General features: G+C 60.8%; 26 protein-coding genes. 15 read left to right on the top strand and 11 right to left on the bottom strand.

Features of this window, described 5'->3' with window-relative positions; translation table 11 throughout:
* Positions 1–16: 16 nt before the first annotated feature.
* Positions 17–580, bottom strand: a complete 564-nt coding sequence (locus FHX15_RS01045; RefSeq protein ID WP_184392892.1) for a TetR/AcrR family transcriptional regulator — start codon at positions 578–580, stop codon at positions 17–19.
* A 199-nt stretch (positions 581–779) separates the two neighbouring features.
* On the opposite strand from FHX15_RS01045, the gene FHX15_RS01040 reads away from it, so the two are divergent.
* Together FHX15_RS01040 and FHX15_RS01035 are read left to right on the top strand one after the other, a co-directional pair.
* A complete protein-coding gene (locus FHX15_RS01040) occupies positions 780–1,181 on the top strand; it encodes a group II truncated hemoglobin (RefSeq protein ID WP_184392890.1) in 402 nt (133 codons plus the stop codon).
* A gap of 2 nt (positions 1,182–1,183) precedes the next feature.
* Positions 1,184–1,555, top strand: coding sequence for a DUF423 domain-containing protein (locus tag FHX15_RS01035; RefSeq protein WP_184392888.1), 372 nt, complete (start codon positions 1,184–1,186; stop codon positions 1,553–1,555).
* 62 nt (positions 1,556–1,617) lie between these two features.
* Here FHX15_RS01035 and FHX15_RS01030 read toward each other — a convergent pair whose 3' ends face one another.
* The 5 genes from FHX15_RS01030 to FHX15_RS01010 form a co-directional block, all read right to left on the bottom strand.
* Positions 1,618–1,932: an antibiotic biosynthesis monooxygenase family protein gene (locus tag FHX15_RS01030; protein WP_184393976.1), complete on the bottom strand. Its 315-nt coding sequence runs from the start codon at positions 1,930–1,932 to the stop codon at positions 1,618–1,620.
* Positions 1,933–1,940: 8 nt separating this feature from the next.
* Positions 1,941–2,213, bottom strand: coding sequence for a hypothetical protein (locus tag FHX15_RS01025; RefSeq protein WP_184393974.1), 273 nt, complete (start codon positions 2,211–2,213; stop codon positions 1,941–1,943).
* Between the two features lie 14 nt (positions 2,214–2,227).
* Positions 2,228–2,635: a DUF2325 domain-containing protein gene (locus FHX15_RS01020; RefSeq protein WP_184392886.1), complete on the bottom strand. Its 408-nt coding sequence runs from the start codon at positions 2,633–2,635 to the stop codon at positions 2,228–2,230.
* Positions 2,636–2,743: 108 nt separating this feature from the next.
* A complete protein-coding gene (locus FHX15_RS01015; RefSeq protein WP_184392884.1) occupies positions 2,744–4,105 on the bottom strand; it encodes a cell envelope integrity protein TolA in 1,362 nt (453 codons plus the stop codon).
* Positions 4,106–4,176: 71 nt separating this feature from the next.
* Positions 4,177–4,608: a hypothetical protein gene (locus FHX15_RS01010; protein ID WP_184392882.1), complete on the bottom strand. Its 432-nt coding sequence runs from the start codon at positions 4,606–4,608 to the stop codon at positions 4,177–4,179.
* 181 nt (positions 4,609–4,789) lie between these two features.
* On the opposite strand from FHX15_RS01010, the gene hemP reads away from it, so the two are divergent.
* From hemP to FHX15_RS00975, 7 genes are all read left to right on the top strand, one after another.
* Positions 4,790–4,975: a hemin uptake protein HemP gene (gene hemP / locus FHX15_RS01005; protein WP_184392880.1), complete on the top strand. Its 186-nt coding sequence runs from the start codon at positions 4,790–4,792 to the stop codon at positions 4,973–4,975.
* 20 nt (positions 4,976–4,995) lie between these two features.
* On the top strand, positions 4,996–6,045 hold the full coding sequence (locus FHX15_RS01000; RefSeq protein ID WP_184392879.1) for a hemin-degrading factor: 1,050 nt from the start codon (positions 4,996–4,998) through the stop codon (positions 6,043–6,045).
* 11 nt (positions 6,046–6,056) lie between these two features.
* Positions 6,057–6,986, top strand: coding sequence for a hemin ABC transporter substrate-binding protein (locus tag FHX15_RS00995; protein WP_184392878.1), 930 nt, complete (start codon positions 6,057–6,059; stop codon positions 6,984–6,986).
* A 2-nt stretch (positions 6,987–6,988) separates the two neighbouring features.
* A complete protein-coding gene (locus FHX15_RS00990; RefSeq protein WP_184392877.1) occupies positions 6,989–8,098 on the top strand; it encodes a FecCD family ABC transporter permease in 1,110 nt (369 codons plus the stop codon).
* 10 nt (positions 8,099–8,108) lie between these two features.
* The gene (locus FHX15_RS00985; RefSeq protein WP_184392876.1) at positions 8,109–8,903 is read left to right on the top strand and encodes a heme ABC transporter ATP-binding protein; all 795 of its coding nucleotides are present in this window, start codon (positions 8,109–8,111) and stop codon (positions 8,901–8,903) included.
* Positions 8,904–9,034: 131 nt separating this feature from the next.
* Positions 9,035–9,376 carry a DUF883 family protein gene (locus FHX15_RS00980; protein ID WP_184392875.1) on the top strand — a complete coding sequence of 114 codons (342 nt, stop codon included), beginning with the start codon at positions 9,035–9,037 and terminating at the stop codon, positions 9,374–9,376.
* A 106-nt stretch (positions 9,377–9,482) separates the two neighbouring features.
* On the top strand, positions 9,483–9,884 hold the full coding sequence (locus FHX15_RS00975) for a hypothetical protein (protein WP_184392874.1): 402 nt from the start codon (positions 9,483–9,485) through the stop codon (positions 9,882–9,884).
* A gap of 138 nt (positions 9,885–10,022) precedes the next feature.
* Here the strand turns inward: FHX15_RS00975 and FHX15_RS00970 are convergent, their stop codons facing one another.
* Both FHX15_RS00970 and FHX15_RS00965 read right to left on the bottom strand, forming a co-directional pair.
* Complete coding sequence (locus tag FHX15_RS00970) at positions 10,023–10,577, bottom strand: RNA polymerase sigma factor (protein ID WP_184392873.1); 555 nt, start codon at positions 10,575–10,577, stop codon at positions 10,023–10,025.
* 10 nt (positions 10,578–10,587) lie between these two features.
* Complete coding sequence (locus tag FHX15_RS00965; protein ID WP_184392872.1) at positions 10,588–10,794, bottom strand: NepR family anti-sigma factor; 207 nt, start codon at positions 10,792–10,794, stop codon at positions 10,588–10,590.
* A gap of 278 nt (positions 10,795–11,072) precedes the next feature.
* Between FHX15_RS00965 and FHX15_RS00960 the strand changes: the two genes are divergently transcribed.
* From FHX15_RS00960 to preA, 4 genes are all read left to right on the top strand, one after another.
* Entirely contained in the window at positions 11,073–11,867 is a 795-nt protein-coding gene (locus FHX15_RS00960) for a response regulator (protein ID WP_184392871.1), read from the top strand.
* Between the two features lie 192 nt (positions 11,868–12,059).
* Positions 12,060–13,055, top strand: coding sequence for a sensor histidine kinase (locus tag FHX15_RS00955; RefSeq protein WP_184393972.1), 996 nt, complete (start codon positions 12,060–12,062; stop codon positions 13,053–13,055).
* A gap of 451 nt (positions 13,056–13,506) precedes the next feature.
* Positions 13,507–14,868 carry an NAD(P)-dependent oxidoreductase gene (locus FHX15_RS00950; protein ID WP_184392869.1) on the top strand — a complete coding sequence of 454 codons (1,362 nt, stop codon included), beginning with the start codon at positions 13,507–13,509 and terminating at the stop codon, positions 14,866–14,868.
* A gap of 15 nt (positions 14,869–14,883) precedes the next feature.
* Positions 14,884–16,197 carry an NAD-dependent dihydropyrimidine dehydrogenase subunit PreA gene (gene preA, locus FHX15_RS00945; protein ID WP_184392868.1) on the top strand — a complete coding sequence of 438 codons (1,314 nt, stop codon included), beginning with the start codon at positions 14,884–14,886 and terminating at the stop codon, positions 16,195–16,197.
* Between the two features lie 59 nt (positions 16,198–16,256).
* Here the strand turns inward: preA and ftrA are convergent, their stop codons facing one another.
* On the bottom strand, positions 16,257–17,258 hold the full coding sequence (gene ftrA / locus FHX15_RS00940) for a transcriptional regulator FtrA (protein WP_184392866.1): 1,002 nt from the start codon (positions 17,256–17,258) through the stop codon (positions 16,257–16,259).
* A 70-nt stretch (positions 17,259–17,328) separates the two neighbouring features.
* Between ftrA and FHX15_RS00935 the strand changes: the two genes are divergently transcribed.
* Positions 17,329–17,739, top strand: a complete 411-nt coding sequence (locus FHX15_RS00935; protein ID WP_184392864.1) for a rhodanese-like domain-containing protein — start codon at positions 17,329–17,331, stop codon at positions 17,737–17,739.
* A gap of 42 nt (positions 17,740–17,781) precedes the next feature.
* Here the strand turns inward: FHX15_RS00935 and FHX15_RS00930 are convergent, their stop codons facing one another.
* The gene (locus FHX15_RS00930; protein ID WP_184392862.1) at positions 17,782–18,804 is read right to left on the bottom strand and encodes an NAD(P)-dependent alcohol dehydrogenase; all 1,023 of its coding nucleotides are present in this window, start codon (positions 18,802–18,804) and stop codon (positions 17,782–17,784) included.
* Between the two features lie 102 nt (positions 18,805–18,906).
* On the opposite strand from FHX15_RS00930, the gene FHX15_RS00925 reads away from it, so the two are divergent.
* Entirely contained in the window at positions 18,907–19,806 is a 900-nt protein-coding gene (locus tag FHX15_RS00925; RefSeq protein ID WP_184392860.1) for a LysR family transcriptional regulator, read from the top strand.
* Between the two features lie 21 nt (positions 19,807–19,827).
* Here FHX15_RS00925 and FHX15_RS00920 read toward each other — a convergent pair whose 3' ends face one another.
* Positions 19,828–20,478, bottom strand: coding sequence for a TetR family transcriptional regulator C-terminal domain-containing protein (locus FHX15_RS00920; protein ID WP_184392858.1), 651 nt, complete (start codon positions 20,476–20,478; stop codon positions 19,828–19,830).
* Positions 20,479–20,618 lie beyond the last annotated feature (140 nt).

Below are 20,618 nucleotides of genomic sequence, written 5' to 3'. Positions count from 1 at the left end.
TGGGAATGCGCCGGGCTTACTTGTGGGTCAGGTCGATGAGGCGGGCGATCAGATCTCGCCTCAGAGCGCCACTGATGTCATGGCTATCAAGCGTATCTGCCAACCACAGGCCATCGGCGGCAAAACGCACGATCAGAGTGTCGAGCGCGGAGTCGGTGCCGATGTATTCCTCGGCCCTCGCCGCCACCCATTGTCGCCATCGCTGGCGCAACCGGGGTTCGGCAAGTAGGGCGACCGTCACCTGTGTCCAGCTCCTGGAATCGTCAGGACGATCCTTCAGCCCGGACACCGCCTGGAGATAAGCGCGCGAGAAACGGCCCTGCGGCAAGGGATCGCTGCGCATCAGCTCGCCCATATCGGCGTCGAACTTTTCCAGCAGGCTCTCGAACAGGGCATCCAGCAGTGCATTCTTGGTCGGGAAATGATGCAACAGACCGCCCTTGCTGACGCCCGACGCAGCCGAGACCGCATCAAGGGTGACAGCGCCCATGCCTTGCTCACCGGCGAGACGTGCAGCGACCTCCAGCAATTGCTGGCGCACGAGCACGGGTTGTTTCTTGCGATGATGAGCGTTCGACATGAATTTATAAAGATACCGTCCAGACGGTTTTGTCAAGCGGAATCGGGTAGTGAGCCTGCCTGGCAAGGATTATGCGCGAAATGACGCGGTATTTTGATGACAGTTGCGATCCTTTTTGATCGGGTGCATTTAGGCATCGGACCGAAAAGAGCAGCGAAGGGACGCGCGGCTCGGGTGCGGGTACGAATGGGATGGTTTCGTGTCGGAAAACGCGACTTCACAGGTGACGACCTTGTATGAGGCGATCGGCGGTGATCCGGTCGTCCGCGCTTTGACGCATCGTTTCTACGAGCTGATGGACACGCTGCCCGAGGCGCAAAACGTGCGCGCCGTGCACCCGCCTGATCTCAAAGGCAGCGAAGAGAAATTCTACGAATATATGACCGGCTATCTGGGCGGCCCGCCGCTCTATACCGACAAGCGCGGCCATCCGCGTCTGCGCAGCCGTCATTTCGTCGCCGAGATCGGCCCTGTCGAGCGCGACGAATGGCTGCTCTGCTTCCGCCGGGCGATGGATGAGACAATCGCCAGCCAAGCGCTGCGCGACCTGATCTGGGCGCCAGTGGAACGGCTTGCCCACCACATGCAGAACAAGGAATAGCCATGAGCCTGAACGCGCGTCTGGAGCCGGTGCTCTTCCTCTTTGCCGGCCTGTTCGGCCTAGCAGGTGTGGCGCTCGCCGCCCTTGCCGCTCATGGCGGCGGCGAAGCCTATCTCGCCGCCTCTGCCTCCGCGATGTCTCTGGCCCATGCCCCTGCCCTCCTGGCACTGGCGCTGGGAACCGGCAAAATCAAAACCGCCGGGTTGGCCGGTTTGCTGATGATCATAGGGAATTTGCTCTTCGCCGGCGATCTCGTCACCCTGCGCTTTACCGGCGGGAGCCTGTTCCCCTATGCCGCGCCAACGGGCGGCTGGGCGATGATGCTGGGCTGGGTGGCGGTCTCAGTGAGCGCGTTCTGGCGCGTGCGGGCCTAGATCTCCCCTTCTCCCCGTCGGGGAGAAGGGGGACAAGCCGCGACTGCACCCACAACCGCGCCTTAAATACCGTCGACCACAGTGAACCCTTCGAACACCGGAGGCCCCTTGTACATCTCCCTGCGCTCCCCGGCATTGCGATGCGCGGCACGGAAATTCTCCGACTTCGTCCAGTTCAGAAAATCCTCTTCGCTGCGCCAGAGCGTGTGCGAGGAAAACAGCGTATAGCCCTCCTCCGCATTGGCCTTGCCGCGCAGCAGGCGGAACTCGATGAAGCCCGGAACTTGCGACAGGCTGGAATCGCGATTGCGCCAGACAGTCTCGAAATCGCTCTCGGCGCCGATAGCCACCTTGAAGCGGTTCATCGCGATATACATGGAAGCCCTCATGCCTTTTTCTTGTCCGCCCGCTCCGCATAGAACGGAAAGGCGACTATATTAGTGCCATTGGCGGCATCCGTGCCAATGGGTTTTGCAGCCGCTTCGCCTGGCATGCGCGCCTCCCAGGCGGGAAACAGAACTACCTTGGGATAGGAGCGCCGGCGTGCGGCATTCTCGAGGAAAATCTCGTAAAGCTCCGGCACGAGGCTGTCGCCGTTGTGAGCGGCGAGCTTGTGCAGGCCGATCATCGTGAACCCGTCGGGGTGCCCGTCATTCATCGAAAAATGCCCATTCATCGGGAATTGTCTCTTTCGTTCATCGTCTGCAGCGCCCGTTCCAGGCTGGATTTGCTGCCGTTGCGCAGCGGGATGAAAGCCTTGCTGAACTTCTTGCAGCCGGTCTTCACGCGCAGGCATGCGTCATGACTGATACAGTCGATGGGGCAGAACACGCAGTCGACGGAGGGTAGCAGCGTATCGATGCGGGAGACGGCTTCGCGCAGGCCGCCGTCGTGGTGGATGAGTTCGGCGCCGAAGCTGCTGGCGATTTCCCGCAGATGCGCCACCTGGCAATCGCGCCCGCCGACGTAGAGGAAACTGCGGCCATCCAGCTTGGAGCGCCCGGAGGAGGACTGCTGCGCCTCCTGCTCGCCCTGAACACGGATCTCCCGGTTCGCCCCCTTCTTCGCCTTTCGAGCCATTTGCCACCCGTTCGCTCGTTGATCGTCACACGATTCCTGCGTGTGCGAGCGGGACCTTATTAAACTTGATTTTTGGAGTAAAGTATAAAGTTGATTGTTTTAATCATATTATCGGGATTTGACCTGAACCGGAAATGTGTAGGTGCGTGAGGATCCGGCCATATCATCCGGCAGAGCCGGAAGATTGCACGAAGCCACCTTGCCGAGGGCAGCGCCATCCACATCAGGGCGGCCAGACCCCCGGACGATGCCCGATGACGTAATATCGCCGCTGCGGCTCATCGTAATGCGAACCGTCAAGGTAACGGGATCGCTGCGGTATCGCGACTCCATCCGGTCGATGCAGCGGAACAGGCGTGCAACAAGTTTGCCCTTGTAATTGGCTTCCGACGCCCCGCCTGATCCGTTCCTCCCGCCTGAAGTGCTCGAATTATTATCCGAGTTGGCGTCAGCCTGACCATCTGCGGCGCCTCTGCGCGATTCCTGTTTCGAATTCCCTTCCGAACCCTGTGCCTTCTTTGCCGGCAGTCTTCGTTCTATCGGCTTCTTTTCTGCAGGCTTTTCCACCTTGGGCTTCGGCAGCGGCGTCACCACCTCCGTCGGAGCCGTCTCCATGGGCTTTATCTCTTCCGGCTTGGATTGCGCCGCCGTTGCCGCAGGTGGCTCTGCAGAAGCCGGGGGCGTGTCCGGCGCGACCGTTGCTTCGGGGGGTACAGGAGCGTCTGGGGTCATCGGCGCCTCCGCTATCTGCTCAGGGGCGACCGACGACACCGGGTGAGCGACGGAGGTTTCCGCAGGCGTTTCCGACACCAACACTTCCGGCTCAGCCGCCGCCACTGTTTCCGGTGATTGACGAGTAACCTCCTGCGCGGGCTGTACAGTCTCCGTCTTTACCGGCTGGACCTCTGTCGGCTGGACGGGCTCCGGCTGAAAAGCTTCGGGCTGCACCTCCGCCGTCTCCACCGGCTTGATCACGTCGGGCTGGACCGTCTCAGGAATGAGTTCCTCCTGAATGGTCACCTTGGTCTCGCCGGCTGCACTCTGGTCGGCATCCGAGCTGCCCAGCATAACGACACTGATGGCTTCCCCTGCCTCCATTAGCGCCTCCTCCGGCGCCTTCGGAAACGCAATGATCAGTGTAGCGGCCAATGCCGCATGAAAGACCAGCGAGCAAATGCAGGTCAGCGTCAGCCGGCGCCGCACCGGCGTCTTCTCGTTTTCCTGCTTTTCCACCACCGCATCCATCGGCAACGGAGTGATGGCAGTTGCCGGTACGGCCTCCGGATGATCGGGGAACGACGATATCTGCGCAAAACGCGCATAATGGATAACCGTCTCGCCGGGCGGCTGACGCTGCGCGCTGTGCAGGTCGGAAAGCTCGTGGCCGGGATTGTTGTCGTTCACGCTACTGTCGGTGCTCGCCTCCTCGATGAGCCCCCGTCTCGATCTGGACTTCGCTGAAATCGCCATTTTACGCCTCGGACAGCCTGAACATGCACGCCGGATTTCCGCCGGCTTAGGTCTTAGCCTTCGACCTCGTCTTAGCCTTCGAAAGGAACTGAGATCTGCGAGCGGGTCACGAGACCCTTCATGCATTCGCCTGCCGCCGGTCCGTCGCAGACAGGCGTATCGTTGATGATGATGCGCGTAACCGTCTCGCACTTGACACCGGGCATATCGAACTGGCGCACGCGCTTCTTGCCCTGCGGCAGATCGCGGAAATCGAGCACGGTGATACGATCGACGGCGTTCTTGTCGTTGAAGAAGGCGAGTTCGAAGGAGACCCTGTTGATCGGCGTCGCCAGATTGTTCTCGGCAACGAAGGTCATCATGCAGCCCTTCTGGGAGGGCGCCAGCGCATTGAGCTCGACATCGAGCTTTGCGGCCGGCGCCGCAGCCTGCGCATAGGCCTGTGCCACGCCCGAAACCGAAAACAGCATACCGGCCGTAAACGCAGCGATCCGACCCGTCATTATCGTCTCCCCATAAAGCAAATCGACCGCCGTCCAGCGGCTTCAAAACAGCAGGATCTAAAACTTGACTGCTTTTGTCTTCTATTATTGCGTCTTTAAAAAACTATGAGTATGAGAGTCAAGATAAATGTCACCGGAGCCGGGATCTTGACCCCCGCAATCACGGAATAAGCCGACCGAAATGATGGTTGAAAAGCCAGATACCTTTAAGCTCGCACCACTGCGGAACCAACCTGCGGTGGCCGATATCCGCGTTCTCGAAAGCGGCGATCTTTTTCGCAACGCAAACGAGATCATGATTCGGCACGATGGCGTGATCTACCGCCTGAAGATCACCCGTCAGGGCAAACTCATTCTCAACAAGTAAGCTCAATAGCAGGGTAGGACATGACCGAGCAGACCAGACCGGCACCAGCAGAAATCCGCGCATTCCGCGCCGAAAATCCGAAGATGCGCGAGCGCGACATTGCCGCGCAGCTGAAGATCTCCGAGGCCGCCCTCGTCGCAGCGGAAGTCGGCATCAGTGCAACGCGCATCGATGCCAGCGCCGCAAAGCTCCTGGAGCGTGTCGCCGATCTCGGCGAGGTTATGGCGCTATCGCGCAACGAAAGCGCCGTGCACGAGAAGATCGGCATCTACGAAAACATCAAGATCGGCGAGCACAATGGGATCGTACTCGGCGACAACATCGACCTGCGCGTCTTTCCGAGCCGCTGGGTCCACGCTTTTGCCGTCACCAAGAAGGATGGCGACAGCGAGCGCCTCAGCCTCCAGTATTTCGACAAGGCGGGTAATGCCGTCCACAAGATCCATCTGCGGCCGGCATCCCATGTCGACGCCTACCATCGCATCGTCGCCGAACTGAAGGTCGAGGACCAGTCGCAGGAACTGATCGAAACAGAGGCTTCTTTTGATGCTGACGAAGACGGCAATGTTAGCCGTGAAGAGTTGCGCGACAACTGGAGCAAGATGACCGACACGCATGAATTCTTCGGCATGCTGAAACGCCTGAAGATCGGCCGCCAGGCCGCCGTGCGCACCGTCGGCGACGACTATGCCTGGAAGCTCGACAATAGGGCGACGGCAGACATGATGCATGCCTCCGTCAAATCAGGCCTGCCGATCATGTGCTTCGTTGCCAATAACGGCATCGTGCAGATCCATTCCGGCCCGATCTTCAACGTCCAGCCGATGGGTCCATGGATCAATATCATCGACGAGACCTTCCACCTGCATCTGCGCCAGGACCACATCGCCGAGACCTGGGCCGTGCGCAAGCCGACCAAGGACGGTCATGTCACCTCGCTCGAAGCCTATGACGCTGCCGGCAACTTGATCATCCAGTTCTTTGGCAAGCGAAAGGAAGGTTCCGACGAGAATGCCGCATGGCGTGAGATCATGGAAGACCTCCCGCGAGCCACGAGCGTCGCCGCATAAGGATCGCAACAATGAAGATGCTTGAACACCTGCGCCGGATCCGCCTCTGGAAACTGGCCCTGACGGCGGCTGTCATTGCCCTGCCGCTGATCCCGGCCGCACCCGCTGGCAAGAGCTATGCTTTCGTTCGCACCGCCCATGCCGGGGAGAACAGGCTCGATACTTCGCGGTTGGTCTCGATCGGCGGCGACGTTACCGAGATCATCTATGCACTCGGTGAGGAAGGCAGGCTGATCGCCCGCGACACGACGAGCATGTATCCGCAAGCGGCACTGAAGCTGCCTGACGTCGGTTACATGCGCGCCCTCTCGCCGGAAGGTATTCTCGCCATGAACCCGACGGCGATCATCGCCGTCGAAGGCTCCGGTCCGCAGGAAGCGCTGAATGTTCTCAAGAACGCCAGCGTCCCCTTCGAAACCGTCCCGAATGCCTATACGCGTGACGGCATCATCGCCAAGATCGATCGCGTCGGTACGCTGCTGAACGTTCAGGACAAGGCAAAGGCGCTTGAGGAAAAGGTCGGCGCCGACCTCGACGCGGCCGTTGCCGACGCAGAGAAGCGCCCGGAGGCCGAGCGCAAGCGCGCCCTCTTCGTCCTCAGCGCTCAGAACGGCCGCATTATGGCGTCAGGCAGCGGCACGGCGGCGGATAGTGTCATCAAGCTCGCCGGCGCCATCAACGCGATCGGGGAATTCGCTGGCTATAAGCCGCTCAGCGACGAGGCCATCATCAACGCCAAGCCCGACGTAATCCTGATGATGGATCGCGGCGATGGCGCGGGCACCAAGAACGAGGATCTTCTCACCCAGCCGGCGATTGCGTTGACACCCGCCGGTGAAAAGAAGGCGATCATTCGCATGGACGGCCTCCACCTCCTGGGCTTCGGTCCGCGCACGGCAAGCGCCGTGCGCGAACTCAATACGGCGATCTACGGAGGCTGAGCATGGCCGTTCCGGAAGCCATGATGGAAAACAGGCGATCCCCGTTAGCCCTATTTCTCGAAAGCCGGCAGGCGGGCGACAGAACCGGGCTTGCCCTGCTGGGCATCGCCTTCCTCGTCGTGGCTTCCGCTTTCGCCCTGCTCTTTTCCGTCACGACAGGGGCGTCGGATGCCTCCATTCTCGATGTCGTCAGAAACATCACGGGATCCGAAACCGCGCTCAGCGCACGCGACCGGATCATTATCTTCGATATCCGCCTGCCTCGCGCCATCCTGGGCTTTCTGATCGGTGCCTCGCTTGCCGTCTCCGGCACGGTCATGCAGGGCCTGTTCCGCAATCCGCTGGCCGATCCCGGCCTTGTCGGCGTTTCCTCCGGTGCTGGACTGGGTGCAGTGGTGATGATCGTGCTCGGCGGCTCCGTCGCCGCGCCTTTCTATCTGGCGCTCGGCATTTATGCCCTCCCGCTTGCGGCCTTCGGCGGCGGGCTCGTCACGACGCTTTCTCTTTACCGGGTTGCCACCAGCAATGGCCGCACATCCGTCGCCACCATGCTGCTTGCCGGCATCGCGCTCGGCGCCCTGGCCGGCGCGCTGACGGGCGTGCTGATCTACATGGCCAATGACCAGCAGCTGCGTGACCTCACCTTCTGGGGCATGGGCTCGCTCGCCGGCGCCACCTGGATCAAGATATCAGCAGCCGGCCCCGTCATCCTCCTGTCCTTCGTCGCCCTGCCCTTCATGGCGCGCGGCCTGAACGCCATCACGCTCGGCGAAGCGGCCGCCTTCCACATGGGCGTGCCGGTTCAGCGGCTGAAGAATATTGCGATCGTCACCGTAGCGGCAGCAACCGGCGCTTCCGTTGCCGTCAGCGGCGGCATCGGTTTTATCGGCATCGTTGTGCCGCATATATTGCGTATGGTGATCGGCCCGGATCACCGCTTCCTGCTGCCGGCTGCGGCACTGCTGGGTGGCTCGCTGCTGATTTTCGCAGATGTGCTCGCCCGCACGATCGTCGCACCTGCCGAACTGCCGATCGGGATTATCACCGCAGCAGTCGGCGGCCCCTTTTTCCTCTGGATCCTGTTGCGGCAGCGTTCGCGCCTTGCCTTTTGAGTTTGTATCGATGATCGAAGTTACCGGTCTCAGCGTGCGCCTTTCCGGCAAGACTATCGTCCAGGATGTCGCCTTTACCGCGAAGGCGGGTGAACTGACGGCCGTTGCCGGGCCCAACGGCTCCGGCAAGACGACGACGATGAAGGCGATTTCCGGCGAACTGGCCTACGATGGTTCGGTGCGGCTGAACGGCGAAGAGGTGCGCACGCTGAAGCCGTGGCAGCTCGCCTCCATCCGTGGGGTTCTGCCCCAGGCAAGTGCCATCTCCTTTCCTTTCACGGTCCGGGAGATCGTGCGCATGGGGCTCACGTCCGGCCTCAACCTTCACCCGGATCAGGCAGACGCGACCGCAGCAGGAGCGCTCGCATCAGTCGATCTCAGCGGCTTTGAGGCGCGGTTTTATCAGGAGCTCTCGGGCGGAGAGCAGCAGCGCGTGCAGCTGGCCCGCGTGCTCTGCCAGATCGCCGAACCGATCGTGGACGGCAAACCATGCTGGCTGCTGCTGGACGAGCCCGTCTCCAGCCTCGACATCAGCCATCAGCTGACGATCATGGGACTGGCGCGCAACTTCTGCGAACGCGGCGGCGGCGTGATTGCGGTCATGCACGATCTCAATCTGACTGCTCTCTTTGCCGACAGGGTCGTGCTGATGAAATCCGGGCGCCAGGCCGCATCCGGCAATGTGCACGATGTACTCACGGACGCAACGATGCAGGCCGTTTTCGGTTGCCCGCTGCGCGTTAATAAAGTGCCCCTCGACGGCACGCCTTTCGTGCTTGCCCATAGCGCGCTGACCGTCGGCTGAGGAACCTTTCCGACCCAGATGCGTTGTCCGCAATGATTTGGGTCAAAGCCGGGCGCCCTTTGCTGTGCCATGGATGCTGCTGACCCCGCGAAACCGGGCGGCGCATATCGCGCCCAGCTATGGAGACAGTCATGGCCTATTCCCTCTTTCAGTCCAGTCGCCGCCGCAACGGCGCCCTCCGAAATCTCGAAACCAGCATCGAGGATCAGATCGAGGCGCTTCGCGAAGAGCTCGCCGAACTGACCCATGTTCTCGGCAAGACCTCCCGCCACCAAGGGGAGAAGCTGCGTTCGCAGGCATCCGCAAGCTATGAAGACATTCTCGGCCGCGGGGAGGATCTGCTGAAGGAACTGCAGCAGAGCTACATGCGCAGCGCCGGCGAAGTCCGCAATACGGTCCGCCGTCATCCGCTGGCAACGGTCGGCGCCGCTGCCGCCTTCGGCCTGCTCCTTGCCATGTTCGCCCGCCGATAGAACATTTCCGCGTCCTTCGAAGCTGGGAATACTCTATCTCGTTGTTTTCACGCAATTTCGAACGCAACTGTTAGGCACTTTTGCCGGAATTGCTCAAGGAGGCCCGATGCTCTCCCCGATCCTGAGCCTGCTCGTCGGCACGAGCATCCACCGCACGGTGGAACGCACCAAGCGCAACGGCATCTTCATCGCCGTTGCGTTGCTTTTTCTGCTGACCGCTTACGCGCTTGCCGTTACCGCCGGCGCCATCTGGCTTGCCGGCATCTACGGCGCCATCGGTGCAGCCCTCTTCCTGGCGGCCTGCGCGCTGCTGATCGCAATCGTCGTGCTCGTTGTCATGGCGGTCATCAATGCCCGGGAAGCCCGCCGGGCCCGCGAGCGCCGCGCCGCTCTGGAATCTCTGGCAACCGTCGGTCTCGGCCTGGTTCGCTCCCAGCCGCTCTTGATGGCGGGTATCGCCGCCGCCTTCGTCGCCGCCAATCTGGTCGGCTCAAAGCGCGACGATTAGCCCCGCCGCGTCTTTCCTTCACCCCACGTTTTTCCTGTCGCGCTGACGCAAAGATGCACAAGGGAAGCCGCCCTCCGCATCCCAACGAAAAGCCGGCGCCCTTGGGGCGGCCGGCCATCCTGCCAGGAAACATGTCGATCAGAAGGCGAAGGCTTTCGAGGTCAGCGGCGCCGAGGTTGCGTCCGGACCGAAATCCGCCTCGCCAGAAATCTGCAGGAGTTCCTGCAGGCGCTGGCGCGCGCGGTTCACGCGGCTCTTGATGGTGCCGACGGCGCAGCCGCAGATTTCCGCCGCTTCCTCATAAGAGAAACCCGAGGCGCCGACCAGGATGATCGCTTCGCGCTGGTCCGGCGGCAGCTGGTCCAGCGCCTTCTTGAAGTCCTGCAGATCGAGCGCGCCATATTGCGACGGGTGCGTCGCCATGGATTCGGTAAACAAACCGTCGCTGTCCTGCACTTCACGGCCGCTCTTGCGCATCTGGCTGTAAAGCTCGTTGCGCAGGATCGTGAAGAGCCAGGCCTTCATGTTGGTGCCCATCTCGAAATGATCTTGTTTGGCCCAGGCCTTCATGATGGTGTCCTGAACCAGGTCGTCGGCGCGGTCGTGCCGGCCGATCAGCGATATGGCAAAAGCACGCAAGCTCGGCAGGGCCGCCAGGAGTTCGCGCTTGAAGCTCGGTTGCGCTTTATCCATGCGGGTATTCCTATTCGGCCATCTTGGCGGAGGCCATCATTTCGGCCTGATCGAGCTTTTCGAGCAGATCGAGGAAGCGCTCGGGAATGGCTTCCTCCTGAGCGGCAGCATAGAGCGATCGTAGCCTCACGCCGATCTGATTGTTCGGATCCAATATATCGCTCGGCCGCAGTTCTACCTGGCGCTCGTCGGATGCCTTTGTCTTTTGTGTCGTCATCAATGGATCGCTTCTTGCCTGTTGTCTTGGGATGAAAGGCAAAGTCTACTGTGCAAGCTAAGTGAAACGGATCTGCGACCGATTAGGCCGGTTCGTTCAAACCGTTGATTCTGCAGATCATTCCCCTCGCCATGGGTCAAAACGTGACGCCCTTCATTTGTGTCGGCTAGAATAATGCGACGCGGCAAAAAAAGTTCCCCACATGTCGGAACTTTTTTATGAAAACCGCGTTTTCAGACCGTTGCAGCCATTTACCGGCCCGTAAACGGGAGTTTTTAATGACCCTTTCTACTCGAATTGCGCCGCACCTTCCTTATCTGCGTCGCTATTCCCGCGCGCTTACCGGCACACAGACTTCTGGCGACGCCTATGTCGCAGCGGCCCTGGAGGCGATCATCGCAGATCTCACCATATTCCCGGATACCGCGAATGATCGCGTCGCACTCTACAAACTGTTCACGCAACTGTTTGGTTCCACTGCGGTCGAGATTCCGGAGCCCTCCTCTCCCTATGCTTGGGAACAGCGCGCGACGCTGAACCTCTCAAAGGTTTCTCCCCTCGCCCGGCAGGCTTTCCTGCTTGCTTCGGTCGAGAATTTCCGCATCTCGGAAATCGCCGACATTCTCGAAGTCAGCGAGGAGGAAACCGTGCAGCTGCTCGACAAGGCTTCTCATGAGATCTCGCTTCAAGTCGCCACCGATATCATGATTATCGAGGACGAACCGCTGATCGCTATGGATATCGAACAGATGGTCGAAAGCCTCGGCCACCGCGTCACCGGCATCGCCCGCACCCATACGGAAGCAATCGCGCTCTATAATAGGACGAAGCCGAGCATGGTGCTGGCCGATATCCAGCTTGCCGACGGCAGTTCGGGCATCGATGCCGTCAACGATATTCTAAAGACATCGAGCGTTCCCGTGATCTTCATCACCGCTTTCCCCGAGAGACTGCTGACCGGGGAGCGGCCGGAGCCCACCTTCCTCGTCACCAAGCCCTTCAACCCGGACATGGTCAAGGCCCTGATCAGCCAGGCGCTTTTCTTCAATGAAACGACCCGTGTGGCCGCCTGAACAGGAATTTCAGGGACGCCGGAACCAATACAGTAATGGATGCGTTCCGGGTCTGCCGGAGCGGACTGGCGGCTTTAACGGTTTTTGCAGCGCTTGCTCTTAGAATGGCCGGCAGTTTTTGTCGGGAGGGGTAACACTCTCCGTATGTCGAAGGGACTGAGGAAAGGCGGCCGAGTGAATACGACTGGACCACTGTCCGGAACGCCTTTCACCATCGAAGGCAAGGCGGCCATGATGGAGCGTGCGCTCGCCAGCGCCGCTATCTCGATCCTGTACCAGGATGCGAGCCTTGCCATAGTCTATGTCGAAAATCTTCTCCCCCATTTCCAGAAGCGTTTCATCGCCGGCGGAGATGACGGCTCGCTGTTTGGCGAAGCGCACGGCAAATCGCTTGCCGCAATGAAGCAGAGGGTGCTCGAGACCGGCGCCACCAGCAATGCCGAGATCGATGTTACCATCGACGGCGAAACCAGGACATTCGAACTGAACGTTCAGCGCACAGGCGAGCGCAGCAATTACGGTCTGCTTTCGGTCATCTCGGAAGTCACCGAAAGCAGGCACCGTGAAAAGGTGCTGAAATCGCTTCTGCGTGAGCTTTCCCACCGCTCCAAGAACCTGCTTGCCATTATCCAAGGCATCGCAACCCAGACCGCACGCAACACCATTTCTCTCGATGTTTTCCTCGCGAAATTCCGTGGACGCCTTCAGTCGCTGTCCAACTCTCAGGATCTGATCACCGATTCCAGCTGGCGCGGCGCCTTCCTGTTCGAACTTGCCGAAAAGCAGTTCGCCCCCTATTGGCCGGAACCATCCGGCGCCATGCCGATTTTTGGTGTCAACGCCCATCTGACGCCGAACGCCGCCGTGCATCTCGGCCTGGCGCTGCATGAGTTGATCGTCAATTCCGCCTCCTACGGCGCAATCGCCAGCGGAGCGACATCAATCACGCTGAATTGCCGAGAGGCTGACATCGCCGGCCGCCAGGCAATCGAGCTGACCTGGGTGGAAATGCTTCCCAATAAAGCCGATGTGCACGAATTCAGCGAGAACAGCTTCGGCCGCACGGTGCTGGAGCGCGTAGTGCCTTCTTCCGTCAACGGCAAGGCCGAACTAACGCTCGCGCCCGGCCGCATCGAATATCGCCTGACGGTTCCGGAAACGGAATTCGAAATCCTGAAGCGCGCCTGAGACGTTGTTTTTCGCGCAATTGCAAACGCAAACCGCTGCACGCTTTTGCTGGGGTTGCTCAGCCCTGACGAAAAACAGCCGGTGCGAGGGCGGCGCACCAGCTGTCTTCACTCACCGGGAGGGGACCGTGAGTACGTCCGAATGATGGGTTGGGGGCGCGCATGTTGGGTCGATGCGGTCATCATTCGGATATCGCATTAACTACGTGCGTTAACTTTGGTTCCGTCAGTCCGGAAAAAAATTCGATTTTTGTTATTTTTTCCGGAAGCCGAAATCCTGGTTGCCAGCCAACTGAAAGGCAGAGGCTGCTCAAAGAATCATCACAGCAAATAAAATCAGCCAGTTAAACGATGCCAACGAAAGAAAATTGCCAAAATTTTACCGTTTGATAAATTTTTGAACCTGAGTTACGATTCCCTCACTAGTCGTTACCGATAAAGAGGGAACTTCAATGGGACGTCTGGAAACTGGGATTCGTGCCGGCCGGCTTTCGTCTGCCGAGTACGAGGCTAATTTCTCCGATCTTCATCCGCGCCTCGACAATCACGAAGCGTTGGTCGCAGCCGATCGCTGTTATTTCTGTTATGACGCGCCGTGCATGACGGCCTGTCCCACCTCCATCGACATCCCGCTCTTCATCCGCCAGATCTCGACCGGCAATCCCTTGGGTTCGGCGAAGACGATCTTCGACCAGAACATCCTCGGCGGCATGTGCGCCCGCGTCTGTCCCACCGAAGAGCTCTGCGAGCAGGCCTGTGTGCGCAACACGGCCGAAGAGCGCCCCGTCGAGATCGGCCGCCTGCAACGCTATGCGACGGATGCTGCCATGGCCGCCGGCAAGCAGTTCTACCGGCGCGCAGCGCCGACCGGCAAGAGGATTGCCGTCGTCGGCGCAGGCCCCGCCGGCCTTGCCGCCGCCCACCGCCTCGCGGTCAAGGGCAACGAGGTCGTGATTTACGACGCCAAGCCGAAATCCGGCGGCCTCAACGAATATGGCATCGCCACCTACAAGACGGTCGATGACTTCGCCCAGAAGGAAGTCGACTACGTCCTTTCGATCGGCGGCATCGAGGTGAAGCACGGTGAGCAGCTCGGCCGCGATTTCTCGCTCGCCGACCTGCAGAGCCAGTATGATGCCGTCTTTCTCGGCCTCGGGCTTGCCGGCGTCAACGCATTGCGCGTCGACAACGAAAACCTGCCGGGTGTCGATGACGCCGTCGATTTCATCGCCGCGCTCCGTCAGGCCAAGAACAAGGGCGACATCGCCATCGGCCGCCGCGTCGTCGTCTTGGGCGGCGGCATGACGGCAATCGACGCCGCCGTGCAGGCAAAGCTGCTCGGCGCTGAGGAAGTGACCATCTGCTACCGCCGCGGCAAGGAGCATATGAACGCCTCGGAATTCGAGCAGGATCTCGCCACTTCCAAGGGCGTCATCATCCGCCACTGGCTGGCACCGAAATCCATCCTCTCGCAGGATGGAAAGGTGGCAGCGATCGAGGTCGAATATACAAGCCTCGTCGACGGCCGCCTCACCGGCACCGGCGAGACCGGCGTCATCACCACCGATCACATCCTGAAAGCCATCGGCCAGACCTTCGAGGCCTCGAGCCTCGGCGCGTTGCGCATGGAATCCGGTCGTATCGCCGTGGATGCCGACGGCCGCACGTCGATTGAAGGTGTGTGGGCCGGCGGCGACTGCGTCTTCGGCGGCGAAGACCTCACCGTATCTGCCGTCGCTCATGGCCGCGATGCGGCCGAATCCATTCACCGCACATTGACTGCCGCAGCCGCTTCGGCTGTCGCGGTCGCTTGAAGGGGAGACTGAACAATGGCTGATCTCCGCAATAATTTCGTCGGCATCAAGTCTCCGAACCCCTTCTGGCTTGCCTCCGCTCCGCCGACCGACAAGGCCTACAATGTCGAGCGCGCCTTCAAGGCAGGCTGGGGCGGCGTGGTCTGGAAGACGCTGGGCGAGGAAGGCCCGCCTGTTGTCAACGTCAACGGCCCGCGCTACGGCGCAATCTGGGGCGCCGATCGCCGTCTGCTCGGCCTGAACAATATCGAGCTCATCACCGACCGCGACCTGCAGACCAACCTGCGGGAAATGAAGCAGGTGAAGATGAATTGGCCGGATCGCGCCCTCATCGCCTCGATCATGGTACCCTGCGAGGAGCAGGCCTGGAAGACCATCCTGCCGCTGGTCGAAGAGACCGGCGCCGACGGCATCGAACTGAACTTCGGCTGTCCGCACGGCATGTCCGAGCGCGGCATGGGCTCGGCTGTCGGCCAGGTGCCGGAATATATCGAAATGGTCGTGCGTTGGTGCAAGCAGTACACGCGTATGCCCGTCATCACCAAGCTGACCCCCAACATCACCGACATCCGCAGGCCCGCCCGCGCCGCCAAGGCCGGTGGCACGGATGCCGTCTCCCTGATCAATACGATCAACTCGATCGTCTCCGTCGATCTCGACAATTTCGCACCGAACCCGACCGTCGGCGGCAAGGGCAGCCACGGCGGCTATTGCGGCCCGGCCGTCAAGCCGATCGCGCTGAACATGGTCGCCGAAATCGCCCGCGACCCGGAAACCTACGGCCTGCCGATTTCGGGCATCGGCGGCATCACCACCTGGCGCGACGCAGCCGAATTCCTCGTGCTCGGTGCCGGCAACGTGCAGGTCTGCACGGCAGCCATGACCTACGGCTTCAAGATCGTCCAGGAAATGATCACAGGGCTTTCGGACTGGATGGATGAAAAGGGCCACAAGACCCTCGACGACATCACCGGCCGCGCTGTGCCGAACGTCACCGACTGGCAGTATCTCAACCTCAACTACATCGCCAAGGCAAAGATCGACCAGGACGCCTGCATCAAATGCGGCCGCTGCTACATCGCCTGCGAGGATACTTCGCACCAGGCGATCACTAATTTCGTCGATGGCGCACGCCATTTCGAGGTGATGGACGAGGAATGCGTCGGGTGCAATCTCTGTGTCAGCGTCTGCCCGGTCGAAAATTGCATCACCATGGAACAGCTTCCGGCCGGCTCGCTCGACAAACGCACCGGCAAGGTCGTCGATCCGAACTATGCCAACTGGACGACCCATCCGAACAACCCGATGGCAAGACAGGCTGCGGAGTAAATCTCCGAAAGCCTGAAAAAGCCGCCCTCCACGGCGGCTTTTTCTTTATCCGTCGGCCCTCAAAGCCCGAACGACTTCCTGTAGGCGCTCGGGCTCGTCCCCAACCGCCGGCGAAAATGATGACGCATGGTTGCGAGCGTGCCGAAGCCGCTGGCAACAGCGATATCGTCGAGCGACACTGCGAGCTCTTTCTCTAGGAGATCGCGTGCATGCCGCAGCCGCTCCTTCAGCAGCCATTCGCCGACGCTGTCGCCCGTCGTCGCCTCGAAGCGCCGCTGGAAGGTGCGCATGCTCATGCCGGCCTTGCCGGCAAGCAGACTGATCGACTGCTGCTCCGACAGCCGCTCGCGCATCCATTCGATCAGCGGTCCAAGGCGAATGCCTTCCCTTTCCTCCGGCACAGGAGCTGCGATGAACTGCGCCTGCCCGCCTTCGCGATGCGGCGGAACGACGAGACGGCGCGCCACGCTGTTGGCGGCATCCGGGCCGAAATCGTCGCGCACCACATGCAGGCAGAGGTCGATGCCGGCCGCACTGCCTGCTGCCGTCAGGATACTGCCTTCGTCCATGTAGAGCACGTCGGCATCAAGTGCGATGTCAGGGTAACGCTCGGCAATCGAGGCGACATAGCGCCAATGGGTGGTCGCCCGCCGGCCGGCCAGCAGACCCGCGGCGGCAAGCACGGCCACGCCCGAGCAGAGCGACATCACACGCGCGCCTCGTTGGTGCGCAGCCCGCAAGGCAGCGGTCAGGGGTTCCGGCACCGGCGCATCGATCGCCCGCCATCCCGGCGCGATGATGAGATCCGCCTCGCTAAGCAGTTCAAGTCCTTCGTCGACTGCGACCGTCAGCCCCCCGGCGGCCCGCAGCGGACCCGGCTCTACGCCGGCAACCGAGAAACGATACCAGTCCTCACCCATCTCCGGCCGCGACAGGCCGAAGACCTCGTAGGCGATACCGAATTCGAACGTGCAGAGCCCGTCATAGGCGAGCGCCACCACATGCGGTCCTCGTGTCTTGTGCTGATCCGATTTTGGCATGATCTTTACGCTATCAGTCATGATGGCCAATTTCGCCAAGCATTATCATCGGCAATGATCGGCAGCAAGCAAGCCAAGAAAGGAAGAGATCATGCCGAGCCCCGTTTCCGAAATTCCTGCCGCCTCCCCCGAAGCTGCCGCCGAGCACTTCGCCCGCAAGCTCGCCTTCGAGACCGACTGCTCGGATGTGAACGCCGCCTTCACTTCCGGCAAGGTCGATTTTGTGCTGCTCGACGTCCGCTCGCCCGCACTCTTCGCCCTCTCGCATATTCCAGGCGCCCTTAACCTGCCGCACGGCAAGATGACCGCGCATCGCATGTCGCAATGGCCTGACGATACGCTGTTCGTCGTCTATTGCGCGGGTCCGCATTGCAATGGCGCGGACAAGGCGGCCCTCCGCCTCTCCCGCCTCGGTCTGTCCGTCAAGCTTATGATCGGCGGTCTGACCGGATGGGCGGACGAAGGTTTTGCTTTCGAAGGCGAAGCAGGCGTTGCCGCCTGATCGGATTCCCTTCTCCGCGCTTGAGGAGAAGGGAACCATCCCTCAAAACTCGACCACGACCTTGCCGAACGGCCCGCGATAGAGATGATCGAGGGCTTCGGGGAATTCCTCGAAAGCGTAACGCTTGTCGATGACGGGCTTCAGGCCGATCTGATCCACCGCCCGGACCATATCTTCCAGCGCCCGGCGATGACCGACCGAAATACCCTGCACCACAGGCGCCTTGAGCAAGAGCTGGGCAGCCGGACCGGACACTTCGAAACCGTCGAGAACGCCGATGACCGAGATGCGGCCATTGACCGCCACGGCTTTCAACGCCTGACCGAGATGCGCGCCACCGACGATCTCGAGGATGTGATCGGCGCCGTAGCCGTCGGTTAGCGAATAGAGCTGCTCCACCCAGTCCCCGTCATTGCGGCTGAGCGCATGATCGGCACCAAGGGCAACGGCGCGTTCCAGCTTTTCCGCGCTGCCCGATGTGATGAAGACTTCCGCGCCATGCGCCTTGGCGATCTGCAGTCCGAAAAGCGCAACGCCGCCCGTGCCTTGTACCAGCACCTTGTCGCCGGCCTTCAGACCGCCGCGCTCGATCAGCGCGAACCACGCCGTCAGTCCGGCGCAGGGCAAAGTGCTCGCCTCAGCCGCATCGAGCGTGTAAGGCGCGTGCGAATACCATTCCTCCGAGAGCACCGTATATTGCGAGAGAACGCCGGGATAGAAGCCGCCGCGTGTTCTGTAGGGCGGTGTACGGGCGTCACCCAGACCGCGTCCGTCGATCCAGCCGGGCGAGAAAGTCGAAATCACCCGATCTCCCGGCTTGAAGCGGGTGACATCGGGACCGACGGCTTCCACGATACCCGCCATGTCGGAAGCCGGCACGAAAGGAAATTGCAGCGGTAATCCCATGCCGGTTTCCATCACCAGCCTGTCACGAAAATTCAACGAGACGGCCTCCGTCCGCACGAGAATTCTATCACTCGAAACTGGCTCCAGCCTCCGCTCACCTATCGCAAGTTTCCGCTCCGGTCCAACCGTCTCGATCTGCCATTGCCGCGTCGTATCCATGCCTCACTCCTTTTCCGATTGCGGAGGAGCAGAACATATCGTTGAAAACTTCTCTCCAGTTGCGATACTAATTCGCCAGACTGGTTCCGTCAGGGAAACAATATGGAACACTTGAAAGGCATCTCGATCTTCGTCGAAGCCGTCGAGGCCGGCGGTTTTTCGGCTGCCGCCGAGCGGCTGCATCTTACGCGCTCGGCCGTCGGCAAGACCATCGCACGCCTGGAGCAGCGTCTCGGCGTACGCCTCTTCAACCGCACGACACGTATGCAGAGCCTGACGGAGGAAGGCCGCTTCTTCTACGAACGCTGCCTGCGCGCGGTTGAGGAAATCCGCTTCGGCGAGGCGATGCTGGAGTCAGGCCGCCGCACGGTGCGCGGCCGGCTCCGCATCTCGATGCCCGTGCTCTTCGGGCGTCTCTGCATCGCGCCCGTTCTGGAAGAACTGCTCGATGAACATCCCGAACTGGAACTCGACCTCTCGTTTAACGACCGCATCGTCGATCTCCTGGAAGACGGCCTCGATCTTGCCATCCGCAACGGGCCGCTGAAAGATAATCCGGATCTGATGGCCCGGGCCGTCGCTCGGCAGCGGATGACCGTATGCGCATCACCCGCCTATCTGGAACGACATGGCATACCGCAATCGATCGCAGATATTCCTCAGCATGAGTGCATCGTCTATCGCCGCGGCGATTATGAAAGAAGCTGGATATTCCCGACGCCGGACGATCGATGGCGAGAGGTCCAGCCGAAGACGCGCCTGCGGCTCGACGACCTCGGGGCGATCTCGGATGCCGCGGTTGCCGGACGCGGTCTTGCCTGGTTGCCCTGCTGGTTGGTCCGCCACGACGTCGCTGCAGGCCGTCTCGTCCAGGTGCTGAAAAACGAGGCAGCGAATGTCTTCGATGCCCATGCCCTCTGGCTGCGCTCTCCGGTCATGCTGCCGAAGGTAAGACTGGCGATCGATACGCTCGCCGCCAGGCTCCCGGCAATGATGGGCTAAGCGGCAAGTGCCGGCGATGAATTAGGAACCTGACCGATCCGGCCGTAAGCCGCCGATGAAAAGCTGCTCCAAGAAGCGCGCCGCATCCTCGAAACGCCCGTCGCCTGAATGTTCTTCACCGAGCACGGCACGGACCTGCACGTCGAAATCGGCATAGTGCTGCGTTGTCGACCAGATCGAGAAGATAAGATGATAGGGATCGCAGTAGGCGATCTTGCCACTCTTGATCCAGGTGCGGATGACGGCTGCCTTTTCATCGACCAGCTCTTTCAGCGGACCTTTCAGCATATCGAGAACATGGGGCGCGCCCTGCAGCATCTCATTGGCAAAGAGCCGGCTCTCGCGGGGGAAATCGCGCGCCATTTCAAGCTTGCGGCGGATATAGCTGCGGATTTCCGATTCCGGATTGCCTTCCGCATCGAAGGCCCTCAACGGTTCCAGCCAGTTATAGAGCACCCGGTCGATCAGCGCGCGGTGCATGGCTTCCTTGGTGCGGAAATAATAGAGCAGGTTCGGTTTCGACATGCCCGCCACCTCGGCGATCTGGTCGATGGTCGAGCCGCGGAAACCGCTGACCGAAAACACATCGAGCGCCGCTTCCAGGATCTGCTCTTCCTTCTCCTCCTGGATGCGTGTCCGCCGAAGTGTCTTCGCCGCTCTCGGTATGGCCATTCGCTCTTTTCCCCGTGAATTCAATTCCTTCGCTCAAGATTCGAAGAACAGCCTCTCCTGCCGCTTTAATAGGCAACTGCCCGTGCTTTTTGCCGGTATTTTTGTATGTATCTTTCGTGATTTTCGTCTTGAGCGCAGCG

This window comes from Rhizobium sp. BK650 (genome assembly GCF_014195325.1).
Lineage (GTDB): Bacteria > Pseudomonadota > Alphaproteobacteria > Rhizobiales > Rhizobiaceae > Rhizobium.
Note: the sequence above shows the minus strand (reverse complement) of the source record. Positions and strands in the feature narration are given on the sequence as shown.

Coding starts and splice junctions, on each gene's coding strand:
- FHX15_RS00930 (WP_184392862.1), bottom strand. CDS start 18,804: ATGGATACGACGCGGCAATGGCAGATCGAGACGGTTGGACCGGAGCGG.
- FHX15_RS00980 (WP_184392875.1), top strand. CDS start 9,035: ATGGCCTATTCCCTCTTTCAGTCCAGTCGCCGCCGCAACGGCGCCCTC.
- FHX15_RS00935 (WP_184392864.1), top strand. CDS start 17,329: ATGCCGAGCCCCGTTTCCGAAATTCCTGCCGCCTCCCCCGAAGCTGCC.
- preA (WP_184392868.1), top strand. CDS start 14,884: ATGGCTGATCTCCGCAATAATTTCGTCGGCATCAAGTCTCCGAACCCC.
- FHX15_RS01015 (WP_184392884.1), bottom strand. CDS start 4,105: ATGGCGATTTCAGCGAAGTCCAGATCGAGACGGGGGCTCATCGAGGAG.
- FHX15_RS00990 (WP_184392877.1), top strand. CDS start 6,989: ATGGCCGTTCCGGAAGCCATGATGGAAAACAGGCGATCCCCGTTAGCC.
- FHX15_RS00985 (WP_184392876.1), top strand. CDS start 8,109: ATGATCGAAGTTACCGGTCTCAGCGTGCGCCTTTCCGGCAAGACTATC.
- FHX15_RS00960 (WP_184392871.1), top strand. CDS start 11,073: ATGACCCTTTCTACTCGAATTGCGCCGCACCTTCCTTATCTGCGTCGC.
- FHX15_RS01000 (WP_184392879.1), top strand. CDS start 4,996: ATGACCGAGCAGACCAGACCGGCACCAGCAGAAATCCGCGCATTCCGC.
- FHX15_RS00925 (WP_184392860.1), top strand. CDS start 18,907: ATGGAACACTTGAAAGGCATCTCGATCTTCGTCGAAGCCGTCGAGGCC.
- FHX15_RS01045 (WP_184392892.1), bottom strand. CDS start 580: ATGTCGAACGCTCATCATCGCAAGAAACAACCCGTGCTCGTGCGCCAG.
- FHX15_RS00950 (WP_184392869.1), top strand. CDS start 13,507: ATGGGACGTCTGGAAACTGGGATTCGTGCCGGCCGGCTTTCGTCTGCC.
- FHX15_RS00965 (WP_184392872.1), bottom strand. CDS start 10,794: ATGACGACACAAAAGACAAAGGCATCCGACGAGCGCCAGGTAGAACTG.
- FHX15_RS00970 (WP_184392873.1), bottom strand. CDS start 10,577: ATGGATAAAGCGCAACCGAGCTTCAAGCGCGAACTCCTGGCGGCCCTG.
- FHX15_RS01020 (WP_184392886.1), bottom strand. CDS start 2,635: ATGGCTCGAAAGGCGAAGAAGGGGGCGAACCGGGAGATCCGTGTTCAG.
- hemP (WP_184392880.1), top strand. CDS start 4,790: ATGATGGTTGAAAAGCCAGATACCTTTAAGCTCGCACCACTGCGGAAC.
- FHX15_RS00995 (WP_184392878.1), top strand. CDS start 6,057: ATGAAGATGCTTGAACACCTGCGCCGGATCCGCCTCTGGAAACTGGCC.
- FHX15_RS00920 (WP_184392858.1), bottom strand. CDS start 20,478: ATGGCCATACCGAGAGCGGCGAAGACACTTCGGCGGACACGCATCCAG.
- FHX15_RS01010 (WP_184392882.1), bottom strand. CDS start 4,608: ATGACGGGTCGGATCGCTGCGTTTACGGCCGGTATGCTGTTTTCGGTT.
- FHX15_RS01035 (WP_184392888.1), top strand. CDS start 1,184: ATGAGCCTGAACGCGCGTCTGGAGCCGGTGCTCTTCCTCTTTGCCGGC.
- FHX15_RS01025 (WP_184393974.1), bottom strand. CDS start 2,213: ATGAATGACGGGCACCCCGACGGGTTCACGATGATCGGCCTGCACAAG.
- FHX15_RS01030 (WP_184393976.1), bottom strand. CDS start 1,932: ATGTATATCGCGATGAACCGCTTCAAGGTGGCTATCGGCGCCGAGAGC.
- ftrA (WP_184392866.1), bottom strand. CDS start 17,258: ATGACTGATAGCGTAAAGATCATGCCAAAATCGGATCAGCACAAGACA.
- FHX15_RS00975 (WP_184392874.1), top strand. CDS start 9,483: ATGCTCTCCCCGATCCTGAGCCTGCTCGTCGGCACGAGCATCCACCGC.